The organism is Treponema medium, assembly GCF_017161265.1.
GTDB lineage: Bacteria > Spirochaetota > Spirochaetia > Treponematales > Treponemataceae > Treponema > Treponema medium.
This window is the reverse complement of record NZ_CP031393.1, coordinates 2,466,665-2,484,222: the sequence shown is the minus strand read 5'-3', so window position 1 is coordinate 2,484,222 and position 17,558 is coordinate 2,466,665. Positions and strand designations below refer to the sequence as shown.

The window sequence follows — 17,558 nt, the reverse complement described above, 5'->3', positions numbered from 1 at the left end:
AATTTTACCATTCCTTTATAAAGCGTTTTTGCAGTTTTGTGCATGAGTAGCCGCAATGTTCGTAAAACGCATGAGCTTCCGTGCGGTGCTCGCCGGAGTTGAGGCGGATAAAGCGGTAGTGCCGTGCAACGGCTTCTGCTTCTACAGCACGCAGCAGCTGTTTGCCGATACCCTTGTGCTGATACTCGGCTAACAGCGCAAGTCCCAAAATATTGAATCCCGGTTCTTTGTATAAAAGTTGATATGCTTCGGCATGAATAAAGCCTACTACAGTGTGCGTTTCATCATCTTCGTACACCCGTATAACATGCTGATTGTCTTTTAAAAGTTTTGCAATCTGCCGTTCGGTTACCGCTTCTGTTGTTTTATACCCAAGCGAAAACTCGCTTATATCCCGAATAGCCTTTGCGTCTGTTAGATGTATAGTTCGTATCATGTATTCCTCCAATATAATTCTTAATTATCCCTGCTGCTGATATGGGACTGCCACATTTTTTGATAGAGCGGAGAGCGCTGTAACAGCTCAGTGTGTGTGCCCTCAGCGGCGATTTTCCCTTTATCCAGTACGATGATTTTATCGGCATTGACAATCGTGGAAAGCCGGTGCGCAATCATAATAACGGTCTTATTTTTTACAAGGTTATCGATAGACTGCTGGATAATGGCTTCGTTTTCCGGGTCGGAGTAGGCGGTTGCCTCGTCGAGTACCACAATGGGACTGTCTTTCAGTAAGGCACGGGCAATGGTGAGCCGCTGCCGCTCGCCGCCTGAAAACTTGCTGCCTGCGTTTCCCGCATTGGTATCATACCCGTCGGGCAGGCTTTTGATAAAGTCGTGAATGCTGGCTTTTGTACAGGCGGCTTCGATTTCCGCATCGGTTGCATCTTCTTTTGCCATCTTGAGATTTTCCCGAATGGTCTTATTGAACAAAAAGTTTTCCTGCGACACATAGGTAACCAGCTGCATATTCCGCTCTAAGCTCATGCTCCCGATATCAGCGCCGCCGATGGTGATGTGTCCGCTGTTGATATTCCAGAAGCCTGCCAGCAGTTTTGCGATGGTAGACTTACCGCTGCCGGAAGAACCGACAATCGCGGTCAGCTCGCCTTCTTTGGCGGTAAAGTTCAATCCGTCGAACACCTTTGTGCTGTCTTTGGCAGCTGCACCGTTTACTATACCGTTCACTGCAGCCGGTATACAATCCTTACCAGCAGCACCACTTGCTGCGCTGCCTGCCGCACTATCCTTGGCAGCGGTACCGGCTGTTTCGCACAGCGCTCCGCCGTAGCCGAACACCACATTTTCAAAACGCACATCATACCCGTGCGGTGCAGGGGCGGTATCTTGCCGAACCAGCTCCGGTAAATCGAGTACCGATTGAATCTCACCGAACACAACACGCACATTCGCCATCGTATCCATATACGCCATTGCTTTAAGGAGCGGTTTATATGACGCATAAGAAAGCAGCACACACATGATCAGCACCGGCAGTGTAATGCCGCCGGTCATAAACAGATACAAGCCGACCGGTAGTACGACAAGGAGCGTGGACGGCAGCACTTCCATTGCAGCGGTCATCGCAAAACACACGCTCAAATACCAGTCGAGCATTGAGTCCCGGTTATCCTCCACCGCTTTTTGGAATTTATCATACGACGATGCCGATTTGTTAAATGCCTTGATCACTTTTATCCCTTGAATATATTCGACCGCGGCGGCATTCATTTTTTTGGATGCTTCGATGTATCGTTTTGATTTTGCTTCATAGTCTTTCATCATCAGCATCGAAAAGAGCATACCGAGCGGCAGCGTTACGAGGTTTGCAAGAGCGATCTTCCAGTTCAGTATAAAAATGATAACGACAATAACGATCGGAATGATAACGTTGGCAAGTACTTCGGGGATAACGTGTGCGATCGGTTTTTCCATTTTATCCACTGTTTCTACCACAAACTGAGACCACTTACCGCTGCTTTTTTCTTCTATCGTACCCATCGAAAGCCGGCTTAATTTTTCTACCACCCGCTTCCGTGTATCTTCAATAATGCTGAATGCCAGATTATGCGATCCGATGGTAGATACCGAATGTCCGATAATCGCCCCGGCAAAGCCTGCAAAAATAAGTCCTGCATACGGTAAGAAAATGCGGTAATCCGTTGCGCCGTTTATCAGCTGTGTCACAATAGACGCAACAGCAAAGTACGGTACAATGCTGCATGCAACACCGATAATTGCGACAACCACCGAAAAGATGATTGCGCCGATATGCTTTTTTAAAATATCCATATATTCTCCTCTCCATAAAAAGTCAAGAAGAAAGTATCAACTTTCGATTGACTTTTTACGCACGTTCGCAACAAAGTGAGAACGTGCAGATGATATACAAGTTTGCGCTTGAGCAAACTTGAGTAAATAAAAGCTGTGCCATTTGTACGGCTTTTATTTTACACTCCATAAAAAATCTAACCAGAGTTGTTAAAAGATGCCTACTATCTCCTGATAGATCAGGATTGCTGCCGTAGTTTTATTTCCCCATTACGGAAGCCCTAACACCGCTTTCCATCCCGCCTCAAAAAAAAGCGCGAGCGTATGGGCATATTTTAATGCGGTTTCTTTTGGATAATTGTGCAACACAAGTTCGGCAAGGGACGCGTAATGCGCATGCACAAGGATATGCCATTCATCATCTTCTAAATTCCGAAAAGGAATACCCCGCCGCTTTAATTCGGCAAGGAACTTTTTGGTTTCCCGCATTTCGGCACGTACCACCATATCCTGAAAATCTGCGTATTTTGTACCGGCTGAACACATCAGCAAAAGCTGAAATATTTCAAAATGTGCATAGATATACTCGATCATACTGCACAAGGTTTCTTCTTCATGTTTCCACAGCTGTAAAAGATCATCGTTTTTTACTAATGCAAAGCACTTTGCCGCGGCATCGTTATACATTTGAGAAATAGTTTGAAAAACCGGATCTACTATGGCACCGAAGAGCGCTTCCTTATCCGTAAAATGATTATAGAATGCGCCGTTGGTTACATGAGCTTCCTTGCAAATATCCCGAATACTTGCCCGTTCAAAGCCGAACGCTAAAAACTGCTCTTTTGCACATTGCAGTAAATTTTCGTGCGTTTGCTGAAAATTCCTTGATATACAATCACCCTCCACTGGAACAATATTACAACGTAATATTACACTGTAATTCAGACTATAGCGCAATCAGAAGAAATATGCAAGCATAGTGAAGGTGTCAAGTGTAATTAAGATAAGCGGCTTACTACCGTATGAGGTACAACTGAACTCCATGTTCCTAATTCAGGGCATCAGCATAAAGCCCTGGGAATACGGAAGCTGGTGAGTGTAGAGAACTGAAATATAAAGCGCCGCCTGTTGTTGTCGATTTTTTCTATCATGAGCAAATCAAAAAATCGGCGCGGGGCAAGCCTGCTGTTTTATAATATACTTGTAAATATACTTGATTTTTGTAATACAATCTTTTACTTTTATAGTATATAAGAGGTACGAATATGCCGCAGTTATCATTATATGTTACACAAGAGTAGCTTCTCAAAATTGAAAACGAAGCTCATGCAGAAAATATGTCGCTTTCAAAGTGGGGTGTGAGCAAAACCATGGAAAAAATAGAGCCTCATTATCCGGAGGGCTGGGCTGATCTATTTGGCTCTGTTGCTGACCCGTCATTTACGAGACCTGATCAGCCGAAACTTGAAACGCGAGTGGCTTTTTAATGATAATGCGAATGAATTTTCAAGAGTAAACGGCTTGAAAATTGAAGATTGGGTAGTATAAGGTGCGGATATTATAGGAGCGAAGAAGATGCCGCTTTGTCATAAGCAACACCTATGCGACAAACGGGAGGATTGCCTCGAAAGGGCCTTGCGGGTTTTATAATGCGAAATCCCTGTAAATTGTCTTGAAAGCTCTTGCTTTATTTCGTTTAAACGAATATAGTTATATCAGTTTTCAAAATTTAAAATACAGGTTCGAGGGGCGTAAGTGAATGGGTATATAACAGTTCAGGAAGCTGCTGAAAAATGGGGTGTAACGCCGCGCCAAGTTCAAATTCTTTGTAAAGAAAACAGAATTGCCGGCACTATGCGTATGAGCCGGATTTGGATTATTCCTGAAAATGCTCAAAAACCAACCAATACCAAACGAACTTCAAATAAGATGAGAGGAAAAAAGTTTGCTGCAACGCACTCTATATAAAAATATCGACTTGTCCTTCGCGCCTTGGACAATGCATGAGTTCTTTGTCGGAAGCGGTTTAGTTGCCTACGGCTTAAAAGGCATGTTTGCGCCAATTTGGGCTAACGACATTAGCGAACAGAAAGCAGCTGTATATGAAGCTAATTTTGGTTGCGAACATTTTGAACTTGGCGACATAAAAGATGTGAATGGTAGGGATTTACCTTTTGCTCATTTATCTTGGGTCAGTTTTCCGTGTCAGGATTTGTCTTTGGCTGGTTCTTTAGGCGGTATTCACGCATCCAGAAGTGGATTGGTGTGGGAATGGCTACGCGTTTTGGATGAAATGGAAGAAAAACCACGAATATTGGCCTTGGAAAATGTAACCGGATTGCTTTCCACAAATGGCGGCGATAATTATCGGGTTCTTCATATGGCGCTTGTGGAGCGAGGTTACGACTGTGGCGCTATCGTTTTAAATGCTTCCCACTTTGTTCCGCAGTCAAGACAGAGGGTTTTTGTTATTGCCGTGGAACATGGATATGAAATCCCGGCGTATTTAACCGGAGATGCCTCTTGCTGGCTGCATAATAAAGCCGCCTCTGATTTAGGTCGGTCTCTACCCGGATGGATTTGGTGGCAGGCCGAGAAACCTCCGCATCGCCACAGCACATTAAAAGATATTATTGAAGAAGGAGCAGAATTTGATAAAGATACTGTCTTGCCGCTTGTTCCGGAACGGCACTGGATCAAGCTAAATGAGCAAGACACGGTTTATGCTACGGGCTATCGCCGAACTCGTAATGGAGAACAGCAGCTAGAATTGCGCTTTGATGGTATTGCCGGTTGTTTACGAACGCCGGAAGGCGGAAGTAGCAAACAGTATTTAGTTGTGAAAAAAAATAATGAAATTCATGCTCGCCTATTAACTGTTCGTGAAGCCGCTCGATTGATGGGAGCGCCGGATAGTTTTGTTCTCCCCGGCAGTTACAACGATGGTTATAAAGCGATGGGCGATGCTGTCGCAATGCCGGTAGCTCAATTCATAGGAGAAAAATTTTTAACAAAACTTGCGGAGGCCGTATACGAATACGATGATTAGTGCACAAGAAAAGTTAAAGATATTTCAAGAAGAAAATAATATCTATACGAAAGGACCGCTATCGTTAGTAGTTCAATTTACTCGACTTGTTCAGAACAAGGATTTTCCCTTAAATCCAGACGATTTTCAAACAAGCAGCAAGGGGCAGGTCGCTGGCCTTGGCGGTGGTAATCTCAAAAAAATATTAAAAGCGCATGGCATTACTCAACAATTATCCGCAGAAGGTGGGCGCACGAGTCGCGGAAGTATGGGGTTAATGATAAAGTACGTTGATTTTCTAAACACATGGAATGAAGAAGAAACAGTTGATTTTTCAATCGTGGAAGAATTTTGGGCGGAACAAGTTAGAGAATATTTCAGAAATCAGCCGTTTGTTTTGACCGCCGACACTTCCAAAACTATTGGAGCAAATTTAGACGAACTATTTGAACAGGCTAAGAAACGTCAGAAACAAAATCTGGGAACGCAGTATTTAGGGACGGTTTTACAGCACTTAGTAGCTGCGAAATTATGTCTTATTATGCCTGAAAATGCATTTGAGATTCATGGCGTTTCCGTTGCGGACGCACCGACTGAACGAAGCGGCGATTTTGTTATAAACAACACCATTATCCATTGTACAACAATGCCCGGCGCTTTGCTGATTGAAAAATGCAAGGCGAACTTGCGTAGCGGATGCCATCCTGTCATCATTACAATCTTTGAGCGTGTACATACAGCATTAAATCTTGCGGAAGATGCGGGGCTTGCCGGGCGTGTTGAGGTTTGGGATATTCAGCAATTCCTGTCGTCTAATGTATATGAGCATAGCTTTTTTGATGAAAGCAAAAGAAATTCTACGCTTTCAGATATTATTGGTCGTTATAATAAAATTGTTCTTCAGACTGAAACTGATCCGAGCCTTCGCATTGAGTTTGAGGCGAGATGATTTATCATGGCGGATATTTTTAATAATGAAAAACGCTCTGAAATCATGCGAAAAGTTAAATCAAAAAAGAACAAATCAACAGAACTGCGATTGATAGACATATTTAAACAGAATGGTATTATTGGATGGAAGCGCAATTATTCAGTCAAAGGACATCCCGATTTTGTGTTTCTAAAAGAAAAAGTTGCAGTATTCGTAGACGGTTGTTTTTGGCATGGTCATGATTGTCGAAATACACGCCCGGCAGAAAACCATGAATACTGGCAAAAGAAACGCGAACTTAATATGAAGCACGATAAAGATGTGACTGCCTTGTTTGAGGTACGCGGATGGAAAGTTCTGCGTATTTGGGAATGCGAATTAAAAAAGAGAAACGAAACTATATTAGTCGAAAAAATTCAGTCAATATTGAGTCGTTCTTCTGGAAGGACACAACGATGACAATTAAAGCTGTTGATTTATTTTGCGGCGTAGGTGGGCTTACCTATGGTTTGCAAAAAGCGGGAATTCCAGTTGTAGCAGGAATTGATATTGATGATTCTTGCGAATACGCTTATACTCACAACAACAATTGCACATTTATTCATAAAAGCGTTGAAAATGTCACAGGAAAAGAAATACGCGCCCTTTTGCGAGGTGCTGACGTTAAAATACTTGTCGGATGTGCACCATGTCAACCTTTTTCAAGCCACCAAAAAGATAAACAAAACCGTTCTAAACATAAAGACTGGAAATTACTATACCAATTTGGGCGGTTGGTGGAAGAAACTCGTCCCCGCATAGTATCAATGGAGAATGTGCCAGAATTAGAAACGGAAAAAGTTTTTAAAGATTTTGTTTCCACGTTAGAAGGCTTGAATTATATTGTAAATTATCAAGTTGTAAATGTCGCAAATTATGGCGTACCGCAACGGAGAAAAAGGTTGATTTTACTTGCGTCGTGTCGCAAAAAAATAAAACTTATTGATGCAACGCATCAAAAACATCTGACAGTCAGGGACGCTATTGGTAGCTTACCGAGAATTTCCGCTGGGGAGGCAAATGAAAACGATAGACTTCATATTTCGCCAGCACTCTCTCCTCTTAATTTGGAACGAATACAACATTCCGTTCCCGGCGGTACATGGCGCGATTGGCCTGAACGTTTAGTATTAAACTGCCATAAAAAAGAAGGTGGAAAAACTTATGCATCAGTATATGGTAGAATGAAGTGGGATGATTTGTCTCCTACTATCACCACACAATTTATCGGTTATGGAACCGGGCGTTTCGGACATCCAGAACAGGACAGGGCGATTACTTTACGGGAAGGCGCTATTTTACAGTCTTTTCCTCCTGATTATCAATTTTCGCCTAGCGATGTTGAAGTTTCGATAAGGAAAATAGCACGCCATATAGGAAATGCTGTTCCGCCTCGTTTGGGCGAAGTGATTGGAGAAAGTATAATTAGAAGTTTACCTAAAAATGGACAAAAGGAAGCGACGATTGCAAATGAAAGAGAAAGAATACAAACTTAATATTGATCCCCGTATTTTGGAATTATTAGGTCCAAGCCTGTATACAAACATTTATTATGTGCTAGCTGAATTAATTGCTAATGCCTACGATGCAGATGCTCACAATGTATATATCATTGCTAACAAGGATGATATTACCGTTGAAGATGACGGCAAAGGAATGTCATATGCTAACGGCGATATCCAGAAATACCTCAATGTTGCCGCAGTTTCTAGAAATACCGATGCCGAATCTCTAACCCCTATGAAACGGAAGAAAATGGGGCGTAAAGGCGTGGGAAAACTAGCTGCCCTATCGGTTTCTGAGAATGTTCTTATAAAGACGGTTTCAGATGGCGAAAAATCAGGGTTTGTATTATCTCGTCATATAAACGATAATAATTTACTTGCCCCGCTCACTGACGAGCAAATTTCTTTCGAAAGAGTATCTGGCAACGGTACTTCTGTCGTTATGCAGAATCCGCAGTACAAACTTCATAGTACATTAAAGGCAATTAAACGGAATTTACTTAGGATATTCCCGTTAATAAATGAGAAATTTAAAATTCACCTGATTCGGGGAACGGAAGAGGAAACCATTGAGAGCTTTGATAAGGAAATGATTTCAGAACTCTCTACTCTAATTACTTTAGGGGATGTGTTCACATATCTTAATGCTTTTTTCCAGACTCCATATGGAAATCAAATAGCAGAACTCCGCAAAAATAAACCTTTAGTAACAATGCCTATTAGTATGGATGACAAATCTGGTGTTGAACATACATATAACGTCGAAATCAAAGGATGGATAGGAACTTATACATCGACTCGCGGCAGAAAAGTAGAGTTAACGGATTTTCCTGATAATTTTATTTCTCTGTATGCCAACCAAAAAATGGGCGAATTTAATATACTTCCTGTTGTTGGACAAAACAAATTGAATGAAGTCTATGTCGTAGGTCAACTTCATGTTGATATTTTTGAACTGACAGAGTTACCCGATATGGCTCTAAGCAATCGTCAAGGATATAAAACGGATGATCCTCGCTATCAGGCGGTACTAGATTATGTTAGAAAAACTTTATTGCCTGATATCTTGAAAATGCGAGATTTGTTTGTGTCTTTTGGCAAAAAGAAAAAAGAAGAAAAAAAGCTAGAACAGCAACGTCAAAACGAAGCTTCATTTAAAAGGTTGGTAGATACTTTCAGAAAAAACACCGCCAAGAAAGCAACTCAAAAAATTTTTTCTCATTTAGGTATTAGGACAGAGCAAGCTGATGAAATAGAGGCAATCCTTTCTGATGAAATAAATGCCAACAGCCCGGATATGGGGATTAAAAGCATTATTGATTCTCAAAAGAAGAAATTGCTAATTAGTCAGACATATCGAGACAAGGATTTAGCGGATATTATTTACAATATGTTAGTATTTAACAACGTGCCGCCTGAAGATATAATTTATACAAACTGTGATGATGAAGTATCACGAATTCCAGAAGGCGACGTAGGAAAAAGTGGGATATACAGCTATTTGCGTGATTTCTTTGTTGATAGTTACTCTACGCAAAAGATTTATGTTATTTTCGTTACAAGTCATAATACGAAAAGTTCATGGGGTGCATTGATGGAAGTTGGCGCAGCATGGATAACTCAAGTTGAGCATAAAATATTTAACATTTACGATTTTCGCCCCGAACATCCTTTAGACGATGAACAACAATGGCATTCAAGTTCTAGAGATGATGACGATAATCTTTATATGTCAAAATTGAGTGTAGACATTTTTGCTCAAAAAATTGAATATATATGTGATAAATTGGGCTATAAAAAAAGAACTCGTCAGGAAAACAAGGAGCATTTGTCAACATTGGTAAAGGTTACACCTCGTTAATATGAAAGCGTGGCGCTGTTATGTCTGCCTGACTTTTCCCGCGCTTTTGCATTTCAATGAGATCCTGTTCTAAATCAATATCTTCTCCTGCATTTTTATCCTTTCTCATCATTCATTTTCCGTTGAAAGACAATAAGAGCAAGAACAAAGATAACTGCCGTATAGATTATTACAACAGCCAAATGAGAAAGGTCATAAGCGAAGTTGTCGCTTGAGGTTGCCCTTATCGCTTCAGCACTAGGATAGAATGGCAACATATTTGTTATTGTTTTGAAAGTGTCGCCTATTAAATCGATCGGAATAAATACTCCGGATAACCATCCGACAACGTTTGTTAACAAGGCGGCGCAAACACCTCCGACCGCTTACAAAGCAAAAAAATCGTTTCTGTTTGGAACCACCGGCATCCGTGCCTGATCGCACACACAGTGCGAAACATGGAACACTGTAGGCCGATGCTCTGCGTCGAGGGTGTTGATTCGAGCATCATTTACAGCCGCTTATCGGTGCACACTTTGCGTTCCGCGATATTGCCCAAGCCTGCGCAGCATGCGACGGCGGTAAGGTAAACGGGAAAATCGTCGTGGAGCTGTAAGGCTCGTGATGCATGAGAAAAGTCCTCTGATAGCTCCCTTGTTGCCTCAGAAAGCTTTCGCTTGCTGTATATGGAATGCAAACCGAAATCAATAGAAAATAAATGCAGGTTTATTTTAAGATGGGAGATGATCTAATGGAGAATACACGTACAATAAAAAGAAATCTTTTGATATTTATTGTTTTTATATCAGTAATAGGCTTTGTAGGATATTTTATTGACAGGATGACGGGACATGCCGATTATATGAATACAGGTATGGGCGATACCGGTACGGCAGGAATGGGAATATGGCTTATCAGTACAATGGAAGATGCCTACATCAATCCTTTGTTACTATCGGGTGCGGTAGTTATCCACACGCAAACAGCGCTCGCTTTCGGAGATAGGCATTCTTTTCTTAATCAGATAATATCTTTACTTCTTCTCTAACATGATATTTAATTAATCCATTTTCTAGTACCGGAGAATATTTATTTCCAATATTAGTTTCAATAATTGATATCTTTTTTTGTTCAACATTGTATTTTTTTAAAATAATTTGCGAGCTCAATATTTCCTTTTCATCTTCCGGAGATTGAGGATTGAACCAATTTGAATAAATTAAAATAGCTTTATTCGTGTCAAAACAATATTCATTGTAACCGCAAATATCATCGGGAGCATCAAAATAGCACAGTTCTTTTTTATCGACATTATATTTTGCGATATATGAAATATGAGTAGGGGTTATAGACCAAAACCAATAATTTTTATTGCTATCATCCCATCCGAGATCATAAATTGTATCTGCATTCGGGTATCGGGATTGTGCTTCATCCCAAGAATATCTTAATACCAAATGTCCATTCTTATCTTTTATTTCTAAGATACTGGAACCTATTATAACTGCTGATAATGTAGTAGCAGCATACCTATTTTCTCGTATTATATTTGTATCGTTGTGAGCTATTGTTTTTGATTTATTACAAGAATTTAATAAGAGCCAACAAGTCATTAATACGAAAATAAGTGTTTTATATTTTACCATGCTTCTACCTCACTCATCTTATAGCCGTATGCTCCACAACCAGAAGCTCTCGCTCCAGCGCGATTTTGTCGTTCGGCTCCTTGACATAGATGTTCCTGTAAGTCCAGTCCTCCGGCTTGTATGAGCCGCCGTCGTCAGTAAATGCCGCGAATGAGGCGAACAGAAGTGCTATGATTAAAAGTGATCTTTTCATTTTATCTCCAAGCTGCTCAGTAAGCTATCCGTTGAACGGACGTGTTCGATTTCTTTTATAAATTGATGAGATTATATCATAGGAATGCTGCCATTTCAATTAAAACCCTCGTGCCGATATCTATTTTATCGTATCAATCCGCGGTGAATAAACGGTTTATGTAAGATCGGCTAAAATACCGTGCATCATCATTGAGAAGTGAGGCGGTATGTGCTAAAATCAAAAACTGTTATCAGTATTTTTTTTGATAATCGTGCTTGCTGTAATCAAAGGAATCTAATGCTTTTTATTTTGGTTAAATCTGTTATGTACTAAATTTGATAACATACAAACTACAATAATCTCAAAGAAAATTGGTAAAATGATTGCGGAGAAAAAATGAAAACGAAGATTTTTGAGTTTATCAAAAAAGCAGATTTTGTGTTGGTGTTTGTTTTTGTTCTTCTGGGGATTATAGCTCTGGGTTCAGCACTCATCAATGATTTGTTACCGTTTCATCGAACACGGGTGCAGCAGATTGCAGTTGTCGAGGATGTACACGTAGAAATTAAAGAACATCTGGAATTTGAAAGAAAAATAAAAGATGTATATATTTTTAGCGTGAAAAGTTCGGCGATTAAGGCGGATGAAGCATACGGTACGGAAAAATCCAAGTGGTCGGGAAATGGATTTTCGAATGTGTTGGGAAGAGGTTTTGGTGGAAATGGTATCACAAACCTTATTTTTGTGAAAAATAACGGGCGGGAAGAATACAAGTTGTTTCCGGCAAATGTTTTTATCTATAAATATTGCTTAGCCGAGGTTGAGGAAGAGCAGCCGCCGAGATATCCTCATGAGTGTAATGTGTATGCCGTCGTTAAAAACGATACAACGAACGATAAGATTTTGAATAGCGAGGATGATATTGCGCTTTATGTTTCCGATTACGACGGTACGCATGTGAAAGAGATTTCGTCTGCAATAATTACGTTCTGCTTTCTCGGCGGCGAAGAAATCTTGTTTTCAGAATATGACGGAACGGTACAATCGTATTTTGTTTACGATTGCAAGACGAATGTAAAAACACTGATAAAATCCGTAAAGCAAGAGATTATAGAAAAAGAAATTGCGCTGTATAAATAATAGAAGGGTAGGCAAAATATGGATAAGATTTTTCAACAGGATTTAACCAAAGAAGAAAAAGTCAGCGGCATTTTTGTTGTCAAGCTCTTGTTTAAAGCGCCGGTAACAATGCCGGCTCGAGAGCAGATGGAAGCGGTGATGCAAAAGCGCTTGGGAGATGCCGAATGTTTTTCGTACGATTCCGATACTGCCGTAGCGCAGTTTGCCGCCACACGATTGAGCCGAACCTGATGGTAAATCATGCATACAACACCGCGTTGTATCTTTTAATAAATGATAACCCCATAGAAACCGGCAACACCATTGACGGCATACCGGACGGTTCAGCGCAGCCTGAGCGATGGATATGCCGCTACGAAGAATCGCTTATCCAGCCTGTGCGCGAAGTTCTCGATATAGATACCGGCGCCTATGCTGCGGGTAACAGACATTATGAATAAACACAAAAATGATAGTATCCGATCAGTGATGTTGAATATGAAAAGCTGTAAGGCAAAGGCGGATAAGAAATGAATGGAGAAATAACAGATGCTATTATCGAAGCTGCAAAAAAGTATGCGGAAACGTTTTTTAAAACCGATACAAGCGGACATGATTTTTTTCATACAATGAGAGTATGCCGCATCGCGAGCTATATTGCGAAAGAAGAACACGCTGATCCGTATATCGTTCAGCTTGCAGCATTGCTGCACGATGTAGATGATAGAAAACTTTCGCCGGAAACGTATAAGCATAAAGACCGTGCCGTCTCGTTTATGCAAAAACATCATATCAGCAATTTCGTATACCGTTTGATTTGTACCATTATTGAAGAAGTTCCGTATCAGGGAACGGATTCCGTTACTCCGTCTTCCATCGAAGGAAAATGCGTTCAGGATGCAGACCGATTGGATGCCCTGGGCGCGATAGGAATAGCACGGGTATTTGCATATAGCGGAAGCCGTAACCGTCCGCTGTACGATCCAGCAATAAAACCTATGCTGAGTATGGATAAAGAAACCTATTATCAGCATACATCTACAGCAATTAACCATTTTTACGAAAAACTATTTTATCTTAAAGATATGATGAATACCGAAACTGCTAAACGAATTGCCGAACATCGTGAACAGTACATGAAAAATTTTGTTACAACCTTTTTAAGCGAATGGGATATGGCAGATTTTATAGAAGGTATAACTTCGGCTGCTAAATAGAGCAGCCTCGTTAACCGATGAGTTTGCCTTGCGGCAAACGTCACGTATTGACGTATGCGCGTTCCGCGCACGAATGCAACAGTCTCCAAAATTGATATTTTGTTCGACTGTTGCATTTTAAGGAAGGTTTATTTTAAATTGTCTCCGAGCTTGCTCAATACGTTTAGCCGCTCTTGTTCGTCAAATAATCCTCTTTCTTTCATTCTTTTATTTTAGCATTTTTTTACATCTTTTTTAAGGGGTTTTTAGAGGTGTCCTTTAATTGTTTAGGTATGAGTAATCTCTAAAAACCGTAGCCCCATCGGCTTGTTCTGTAAGAAATAATTATCATATCCGCTAATACGGACTACGAGTCGGTTTCTAGAGATTTACCTTATGCTTATTTATTCAACAGGCGTCACATTGTTGACATCAAAGAACTGCGGGACGCTGGAAAAAGTATATCCTGCAATCTTTGACGAATTATAAACGACTAAATCTTTAGCGTAGGAGATCGGGAAGTCGATTACATTATCATTGGAAATATTCAATGCAGTTGCAATAGCTTCTTGAACGATTTTCGGATCGGCAGACGTTGAAAACATATTTACGGCATTTGCGTAGCGTTGAAAATCTTTAAGCGCCTTTAATGAAACGGCGTGGGGATCGGCGCCGAGAGATTCCTGCAAAAACTTGTGCGGCTCCGTATACGAACCTTCCGTATTCCACGTTGTAATATCATAGTGTCCGGCAACGCCCTCTGTCCACCATGTCATCTGATCTTGACCGATAGTCGCTATATCAATACCTATCTTTGCAAGTTGTGTTTTAATAGCCAGTGCGATATCTTGTGCTAAAGAAATATCTATCCAATAGGTATACTGTAATGTTAATTTCTTTCCGTTTTTTTCTCGAATACCGGTGCCGGTATTCATTATCCAACCGGCTTCATCCAACAGAGTATTTGCTTTGTCTACATCATAGTTCCATGTATTGTTATAGGAAATATCGGTATAAGGCGCTCCGGGCGCAAACAAGGTAACGGCGGGAGTTTCATGTCCATACGTCAGTCCCGTAGTGATTTCCTTTCTGTTAATCGCAGAGGCGATAGCTTGACGAATTTTAATATCACTTAAAATTGAACCGGAAGCGTTCAGTACCAGATTCCGAGTCAGCGTATTGCCGGTATTTATCGTGCCTTTAATACCGTTAAGAGAAAGCGCTTGATTATAATCGTCGTAGCTGAGAAGATCAGCACCATAAATTAAATCAACTTCTCCGGTTTGCAATGCCTGTAACCGTGAAGACGCTTCCGGTATATACTTCACGACAATCTCATCATAATATGGAGCTTTCCCCCAGTAATGTTCATTTCTGATAAATCGGGTGCAATCTCCGGAAATCATTTCCTTATGAATATACGGACCGGTACCTACAACAGCTTTGAATGTTTGAAAATTTCCTGCTTCAAATACATTCGGCGACATCATCGCTGCAACATTTTGAAAACAGAAATCATTGATATAAGAAAAGCACGGTGAAGCGTAATGAACAGCTATCGTGTATTCGTCGATCGCTTCTACGCTTTTAATATTGCATATTCCTTTGATGCCGCTAAAGTTGGGATTGGAATTATCAAATTCGAGAATTGCTTTTACGCTTTTCGCATTAAAAGGCGTTCCGTCGGTAAAGGCAACACCTTTACGAAGTTTGAATGTAAGAACGGTGTTCGTATCATCCCATCCCCATTCTGAAGCTAATCGCGGAATAATCTTTCCGTTCTCATATCCGACTAAGGTTTCATAGACAAAGCCGCAGGCAATGTTGTTTTCCTTGTTCATCGTCAGCGTAGTAAGGTTATCGAGTTCTTTCGCTGTAACGATTGTGAGCACCTTCGGCTCATTTCCCGTTTTTCCGGTATTACTGCCTGATTGTGTGTTTGCAGAATTTTGTCCGCATGACATCATTGCCAAAACCATGCAACAACCCAAAATCGTAGTAATAAGGTTTCCGTGCAGTTGTTTCATATTATCATTCCTCCTCGTATGATAATCGGCATCTTCTAAGAACTGAAGGTATAGCTTTTAAAAGATGTCTTAATTTATGAGATGACCTTGCTCGGTAATCCGCCCGTCTCGCATAATGACTACTCTATTAGCAATACGCATGGCGTCTCGTTTGCTATGGGTAATAAAAATGCAAGAGCTGCCGGATAGCTTTACAAAGTTCTCTACCAAGGTTAGTACGGCATCTGCCGAAATAGCATCAAGCCCGCTCGTTACCTCATCCATAACTAAATAATCAGGTTCTACGGCAATTGCTCGAAGCAAGGAAAGCCGCCGTTGCTCCCCGCTTGAAAGCTGACGGACAGGGGTTTCTAAAAGCCGATAATCCATATGAACGTCATCCATTAACTGTAAAATATGTTTTTTTCGATCTGCTTTTTTCCGGTCGGTAAGATTTACTAATGCCTCTTCAACATTTGCATAAGCTGTTCTTGCCGGATTTAAGGTTCCGGAAGAATCCTGAAAAACTGCTTGTATCATTTTGCGGCGCTGTCTCCAAGTTTTATAATTCCAACTTGTTATATCTTCTCCGTTTATAAAAATAGCGCCTGATGTCGGTTTTTCAATTCCGATGAGAAGCCGTGCAAGCGTACTCTTTCCTGAACCGCTTTCTCCTTGAATTGCAAGGTTTTCGCCTTTTCTAAGATGAAGATTGATATCCGAAAGCGCAAAGAAATCTCCTAATTGTTTGTTATGATATATTTGATTTACATTCCGAATTACAATTTCTCCCATTTCCATTCCCCTCGGTTTTCTGTCCGGCTTATTCGTACGGAGGGTTTAATACCCCGACGCTCTGCGTCGTAACAAAGGGTATTAAAGCCGACTGTAACCACCTTATGAGAACAACATACCCCGACGCTTGCGTCGGGGTTGTTGATTATGGAAAACCGTTTCATCCACTCTGTTTTTGGATGAGCTAAAAGCCTATCCATCGTTCCGGTTTCAATTATTTTTCCCGCTCCTAATACATATACATTGCGGCACACTAGGGTAAGTGCACTAATATCATGCGATACAAACAAAATTCCTTTGTCCTTCATTTGTTCTTGTATAATGGAAAGCAGCACATCTCTGTTTTCTTCATCCAATGCTGCTGTCGGCTCATCCGCTAAAATATAATCCGGCGCCATTGCGAGCAGTATTGCTGCTGCGACTCTTTGCAGCATTCCACCCGATAATTCAAAAGGATAGGCTTGTAATACTCGATCAGTATCTTTGAGATTTACCGCAATCAAATATTTTTTTGCCAAAGCCTTTGCGTCATCTCTATTAAGATGTAAACGATTGATAAATGTTTCTTCCATCTGATATCCGATCTTCAAGCGGCTATCGAATGCCGTCATAGGATTTTGAGGGATAAATCCCAGCCGCTTACCGCACAGTTCACGATGCGCTTTACGAGAAAGCATCGATACATCTACATCATCCAGCAAAATCGTTCCGGCACTGATACTGCAATTTGTATGAAGCATTCCCAAAATACTCCTCAGCAAAGTTGTTTTCCCGGCGCCGCTCTGACCGGTAAGACCGATGATTTGACCTGCCGGAATTTCCATAGAAACATCTTTTAAGAGACAACGGCCTGATTTTTCTTTTACCTCCAGTCGTTCAATTTTCAACATCACGATGCATCCTTTGTTGTTAAGTTTCTTCCTTAAAGTTGAACAACTGAACAAAGTGTGAACTTTGGAAGTTGTTCAATTCGTGCGCGACACGCGCACACGTTAATAAACGATGTTTGC

The 17,558-nt window shown here is 40.9% G+C and carries 20 protein-coding genes; 11 read left to right on the top strand and 9 right to left on the bottom strand.

Annotation, left to right across the window (positions count from 1 at the left end; all coding sequences use genetic code 11):
- Positions 1-4 precede the first annotated feature (4 nt).
- From DWB79_RS10860 to DWB79_RS10850, 3 genes are all read right to left on the bottom strand, one after another.
- Positions 5-436: a GNAT family N-acetyltransferase gene (locus DWB79_RS10860; protein WP_016524092.1), complete on the bottom strand. Its 432-nt coding sequence runs from the start codon at positions 434-436 to the stop codon at positions 5-7.
- 20 nt (positions 437-456) lie between these two features.
- Complete coding sequence (locus DWB79_RS10855; protein ID WP_016524091.1) at positions 457-2,289, bottom strand: ABC transporter ATP-binding protein; 1,833 nt, start codon at positions 2,287-2,289, stop codon at positions 457-459.
- A gap of 249 nt (positions 2,290-2,538) precedes the next feature.
- Positions 2,539-3,174 (bottom strand): TetR/AcrR family transcriptional regulator, encoded by a 636-nt coding sequence (locus DWB79_RS10850; protein WP_016524090.1) that lies wholly within the window; start codon positions 3,172-3,174, stop codon positions 2,539-2,541.
- An 849-nt stretch (positions 3,175-4,023) separates the two neighbouring features.
- Here DWB79_RS10850 and DWB79_RS10845 point away from each other — a divergent pair.
- The 6 genes from DWB79_RS10845 to DWB79_RS10820 are packed head-to-tail and all read left to right on the top strand — an operon-like array spanning position 4,024 to position 9,632.
- Complete coding sequence (locus tag DWB79_RS10845) at positions 4,024-4,236, top strand: MerR family transcriptional regulator (RefSeq protein WP_016524089.1); 213 nt, start codon at positions 4,024-4,026, stop codon at positions 4,234-4,236.
- Entirely contained in the window at positions 4,214-5,317 is a 1,104-nt protein-coding gene (locus tag DWB79_RS10840; protein WP_016524088.1) for a DNA cytosine methyltransferase, read from the top strand. The genes DWB79_RS10845 and DWB79_RS10840 overlap by 23 nt, the downstream gene beginning before the upstream one ends.
- Entirely contained in the window at positions 5,310-6,245 is a 936-nt protein-coding gene (locus DWB79_RS10835) for a DUF4928 family protein (RefSeq protein WP_016524087.1), read from the top strand. Before DWB79_RS10840 ends, DWB79_RS10835 begins: the two co-directional genes overlap by 8 nt.
- Before the next feature lie 6 nt (positions 6,246-6,251).
- Entirely contained in the window at positions 6,252-6,686 is a 435-nt protein-coding gene (locus DWB79_RS10830) for a very short patch repair endonuclease (protein ID WP_016524086.1), read from the top strand.
- The gene (locus DWB79_RS10825; RefSeq protein ID WP_016524085.1) at positions 6,683-7,762 is read left to right on the top strand and encodes a DNA cytosine methyltransferase; all 1,080 of its coding nucleotides are present in this window, start codon (positions 6,683-6,685) and stop codon (positions 7,760-7,762) included. The genes DWB79_RS10830 and DWB79_RS10825 overlap by 4 nt, the downstream gene beginning before the upstream one ends.
- Positions 7,737-9,632 carry an ATP-binding protein gene (locus DWB79_RS10820; RefSeq protein ID WP_016524084.1) on the top strand — a complete coding sequence of 632 codons (1,896 nt, stop codon included), beginning with the start codon at positions 7,737-7,739 and terminating at the stop codon, positions 9,630-9,632. Before DWB79_RS10825 ends, DWB79_RS10820 begins: the two co-directional genes overlap by 26 nt.
- 95 nt (positions 9,633-9,727) lie before the next feature.
- Here the strand turns inward: DWB79_RS10820 and DWB79_RS10815 are convergent, their stop codons facing one another.
- Positions 9,728-9,973 (bottom strand): hypothetical protein, encoded by a 246-nt coding sequence (locus DWB79_RS10815; RefSeq protein ID WP_245541326.1) that lies wholly within the window; start codon positions 9,971-9,973, stop codon positions 9,728-9,730.
- Positions 9,974-10,362: 389 nt separating this feature from the next.
- Here DWB79_RS10815 and DWB79_RS12150 point away from each other — a divergent pair, with 389 nt between their 5' ends.
- A complete protein-coding gene (locus tag DWB79_RS12150) occupies positions 10,363-10,659 on the top strand; it encodes a hypothetical protein (protein WP_016524082.1) in 297 nt (98 codons plus the stop codon).
- Here DWB79_RS12150 and DWB79_RS10805 read toward each other — a convergent pair.
- Both DWB79_RS10805 and DWB79_RS10800 read right to left on the bottom strand, forming a co-directional pair.
- Positions 10,628-11,257, bottom strand: a complete 630-nt coding sequence (locus DWB79_RS10805; protein WP_016524081.1) for a hypothetical protein — start codon at positions 11,255-11,257, stop codon at positions 10,628-10,630. The two genes, DWB79_RS12150 and DWB79_RS10805, sit on opposite strands and share 32 nt — an antisense overlap.
- Before the next feature lie 13 nt (positions 11,258-11,270).
- Positions 11,271-11,450, bottom strand: coding sequence for a hypothetical protein (locus DWB79_RS10800; protein ID WP_016524080.1), 180 nt, complete (start codon positions 11,448-11,450; stop codon positions 11,271-11,273).
- A 378-nt stretch (positions 11,451-11,828) separates the two neighbouring features.
- On the opposite strand from DWB79_RS10800, the gene DWB79_RS10795 reads away from it, so the two are divergent.
- From DWB79_RS10795 to DWB79_RS10785, 4 genes are all read left to right on the top strand, one after another.
- On the top strand, positions 11,829-12,572 hold the full coding sequence (locus DWB79_RS10795) for a hypothetical protein (protein WP_016524079.1): 744 nt from the start codon (positions 11,829-11,831) through the stop codon (positions 12,570-12,572).
- Positions 12,573-12,590: 18 nt separating this feature from the next.
- Positions 12,591-12,803, top strand: a complete 213-nt coding sequence (locus DWB79_RS12145) for a hypothetical protein (protein ID WP_016524078.1) — start codon at positions 12,591-12,593, stop codon at positions 12,801-12,803.
- Complete coding sequence (locus tag DWB79_RS12140; RefSeq protein WP_016524077.1) at positions 12,803-13,012, top strand: DUF4261 domain-containing protein; 210 nt, start codon at positions 12,803-12,805, stop codon at positions 13,010-13,012. The genes DWB79_RS12145 and DWB79_RS12140 overlap by 1 nt, the downstream gene beginning before the upstream one ends.
- 69 nt (positions 13,013-13,081) lie before the next feature.
- Positions 13,082-13,768 carry an HD domain-containing protein gene (locus DWB79_RS10785; protein ID WP_016524076.1) on the top strand — a complete coding sequence of 229 codons (687 nt, stop codon included), beginning with the start codon at positions 13,082-13,084 and terminating at the stop codon, positions 13,766-13,768.
- A 383-nt stretch (positions 13,769-14,151) separates the two neighbouring features.
- Here DWB79_RS10785 and DWB79_RS10780 read toward each other — a convergent pair whose 3' ends face one another.
- The 3 genes from DWB79_RS10780 to DWB79_RS10770 form a co-directional block, all read right to left on the bottom strand.
- Positions 14,152-15,774, bottom strand: a complete 1,623-nt coding sequence (locus tag DWB79_RS10780) for a nickel ABC transporter substrate-binding protein (RefSeq protein WP_016524075.1) — start codon at positions 15,772-15,774, stop codon at positions 14,152-14,154.
- 69 nt (positions 15,775-15,843) lie between these two features.
- Positions 15,844-16,548 (bottom strand): ATP-binding cassette domain-containing protein, encoded by a 705-nt coding sequence (locus DWB79_RS10775; protein WP_016524074.1) that lies wholly within the window; start codon positions 16,546-16,548, stop codon positions 15,844-15,846.
- A complete protein-coding gene (locus DWB79_RS10770; protein WP_016524073.1) occupies positions 16,533-17,438 on the bottom strand; it encodes an ATP-binding cassette domain-containing protein in 906 nt (301 codons plus the stop codon). The genes DWB79_RS10775 and DWB79_RS10770 overlap by 16 nt, the downstream gene beginning before the upstream one ends.
- Positions 17,439-17,558: the final 120 nt, after the last annotated feature.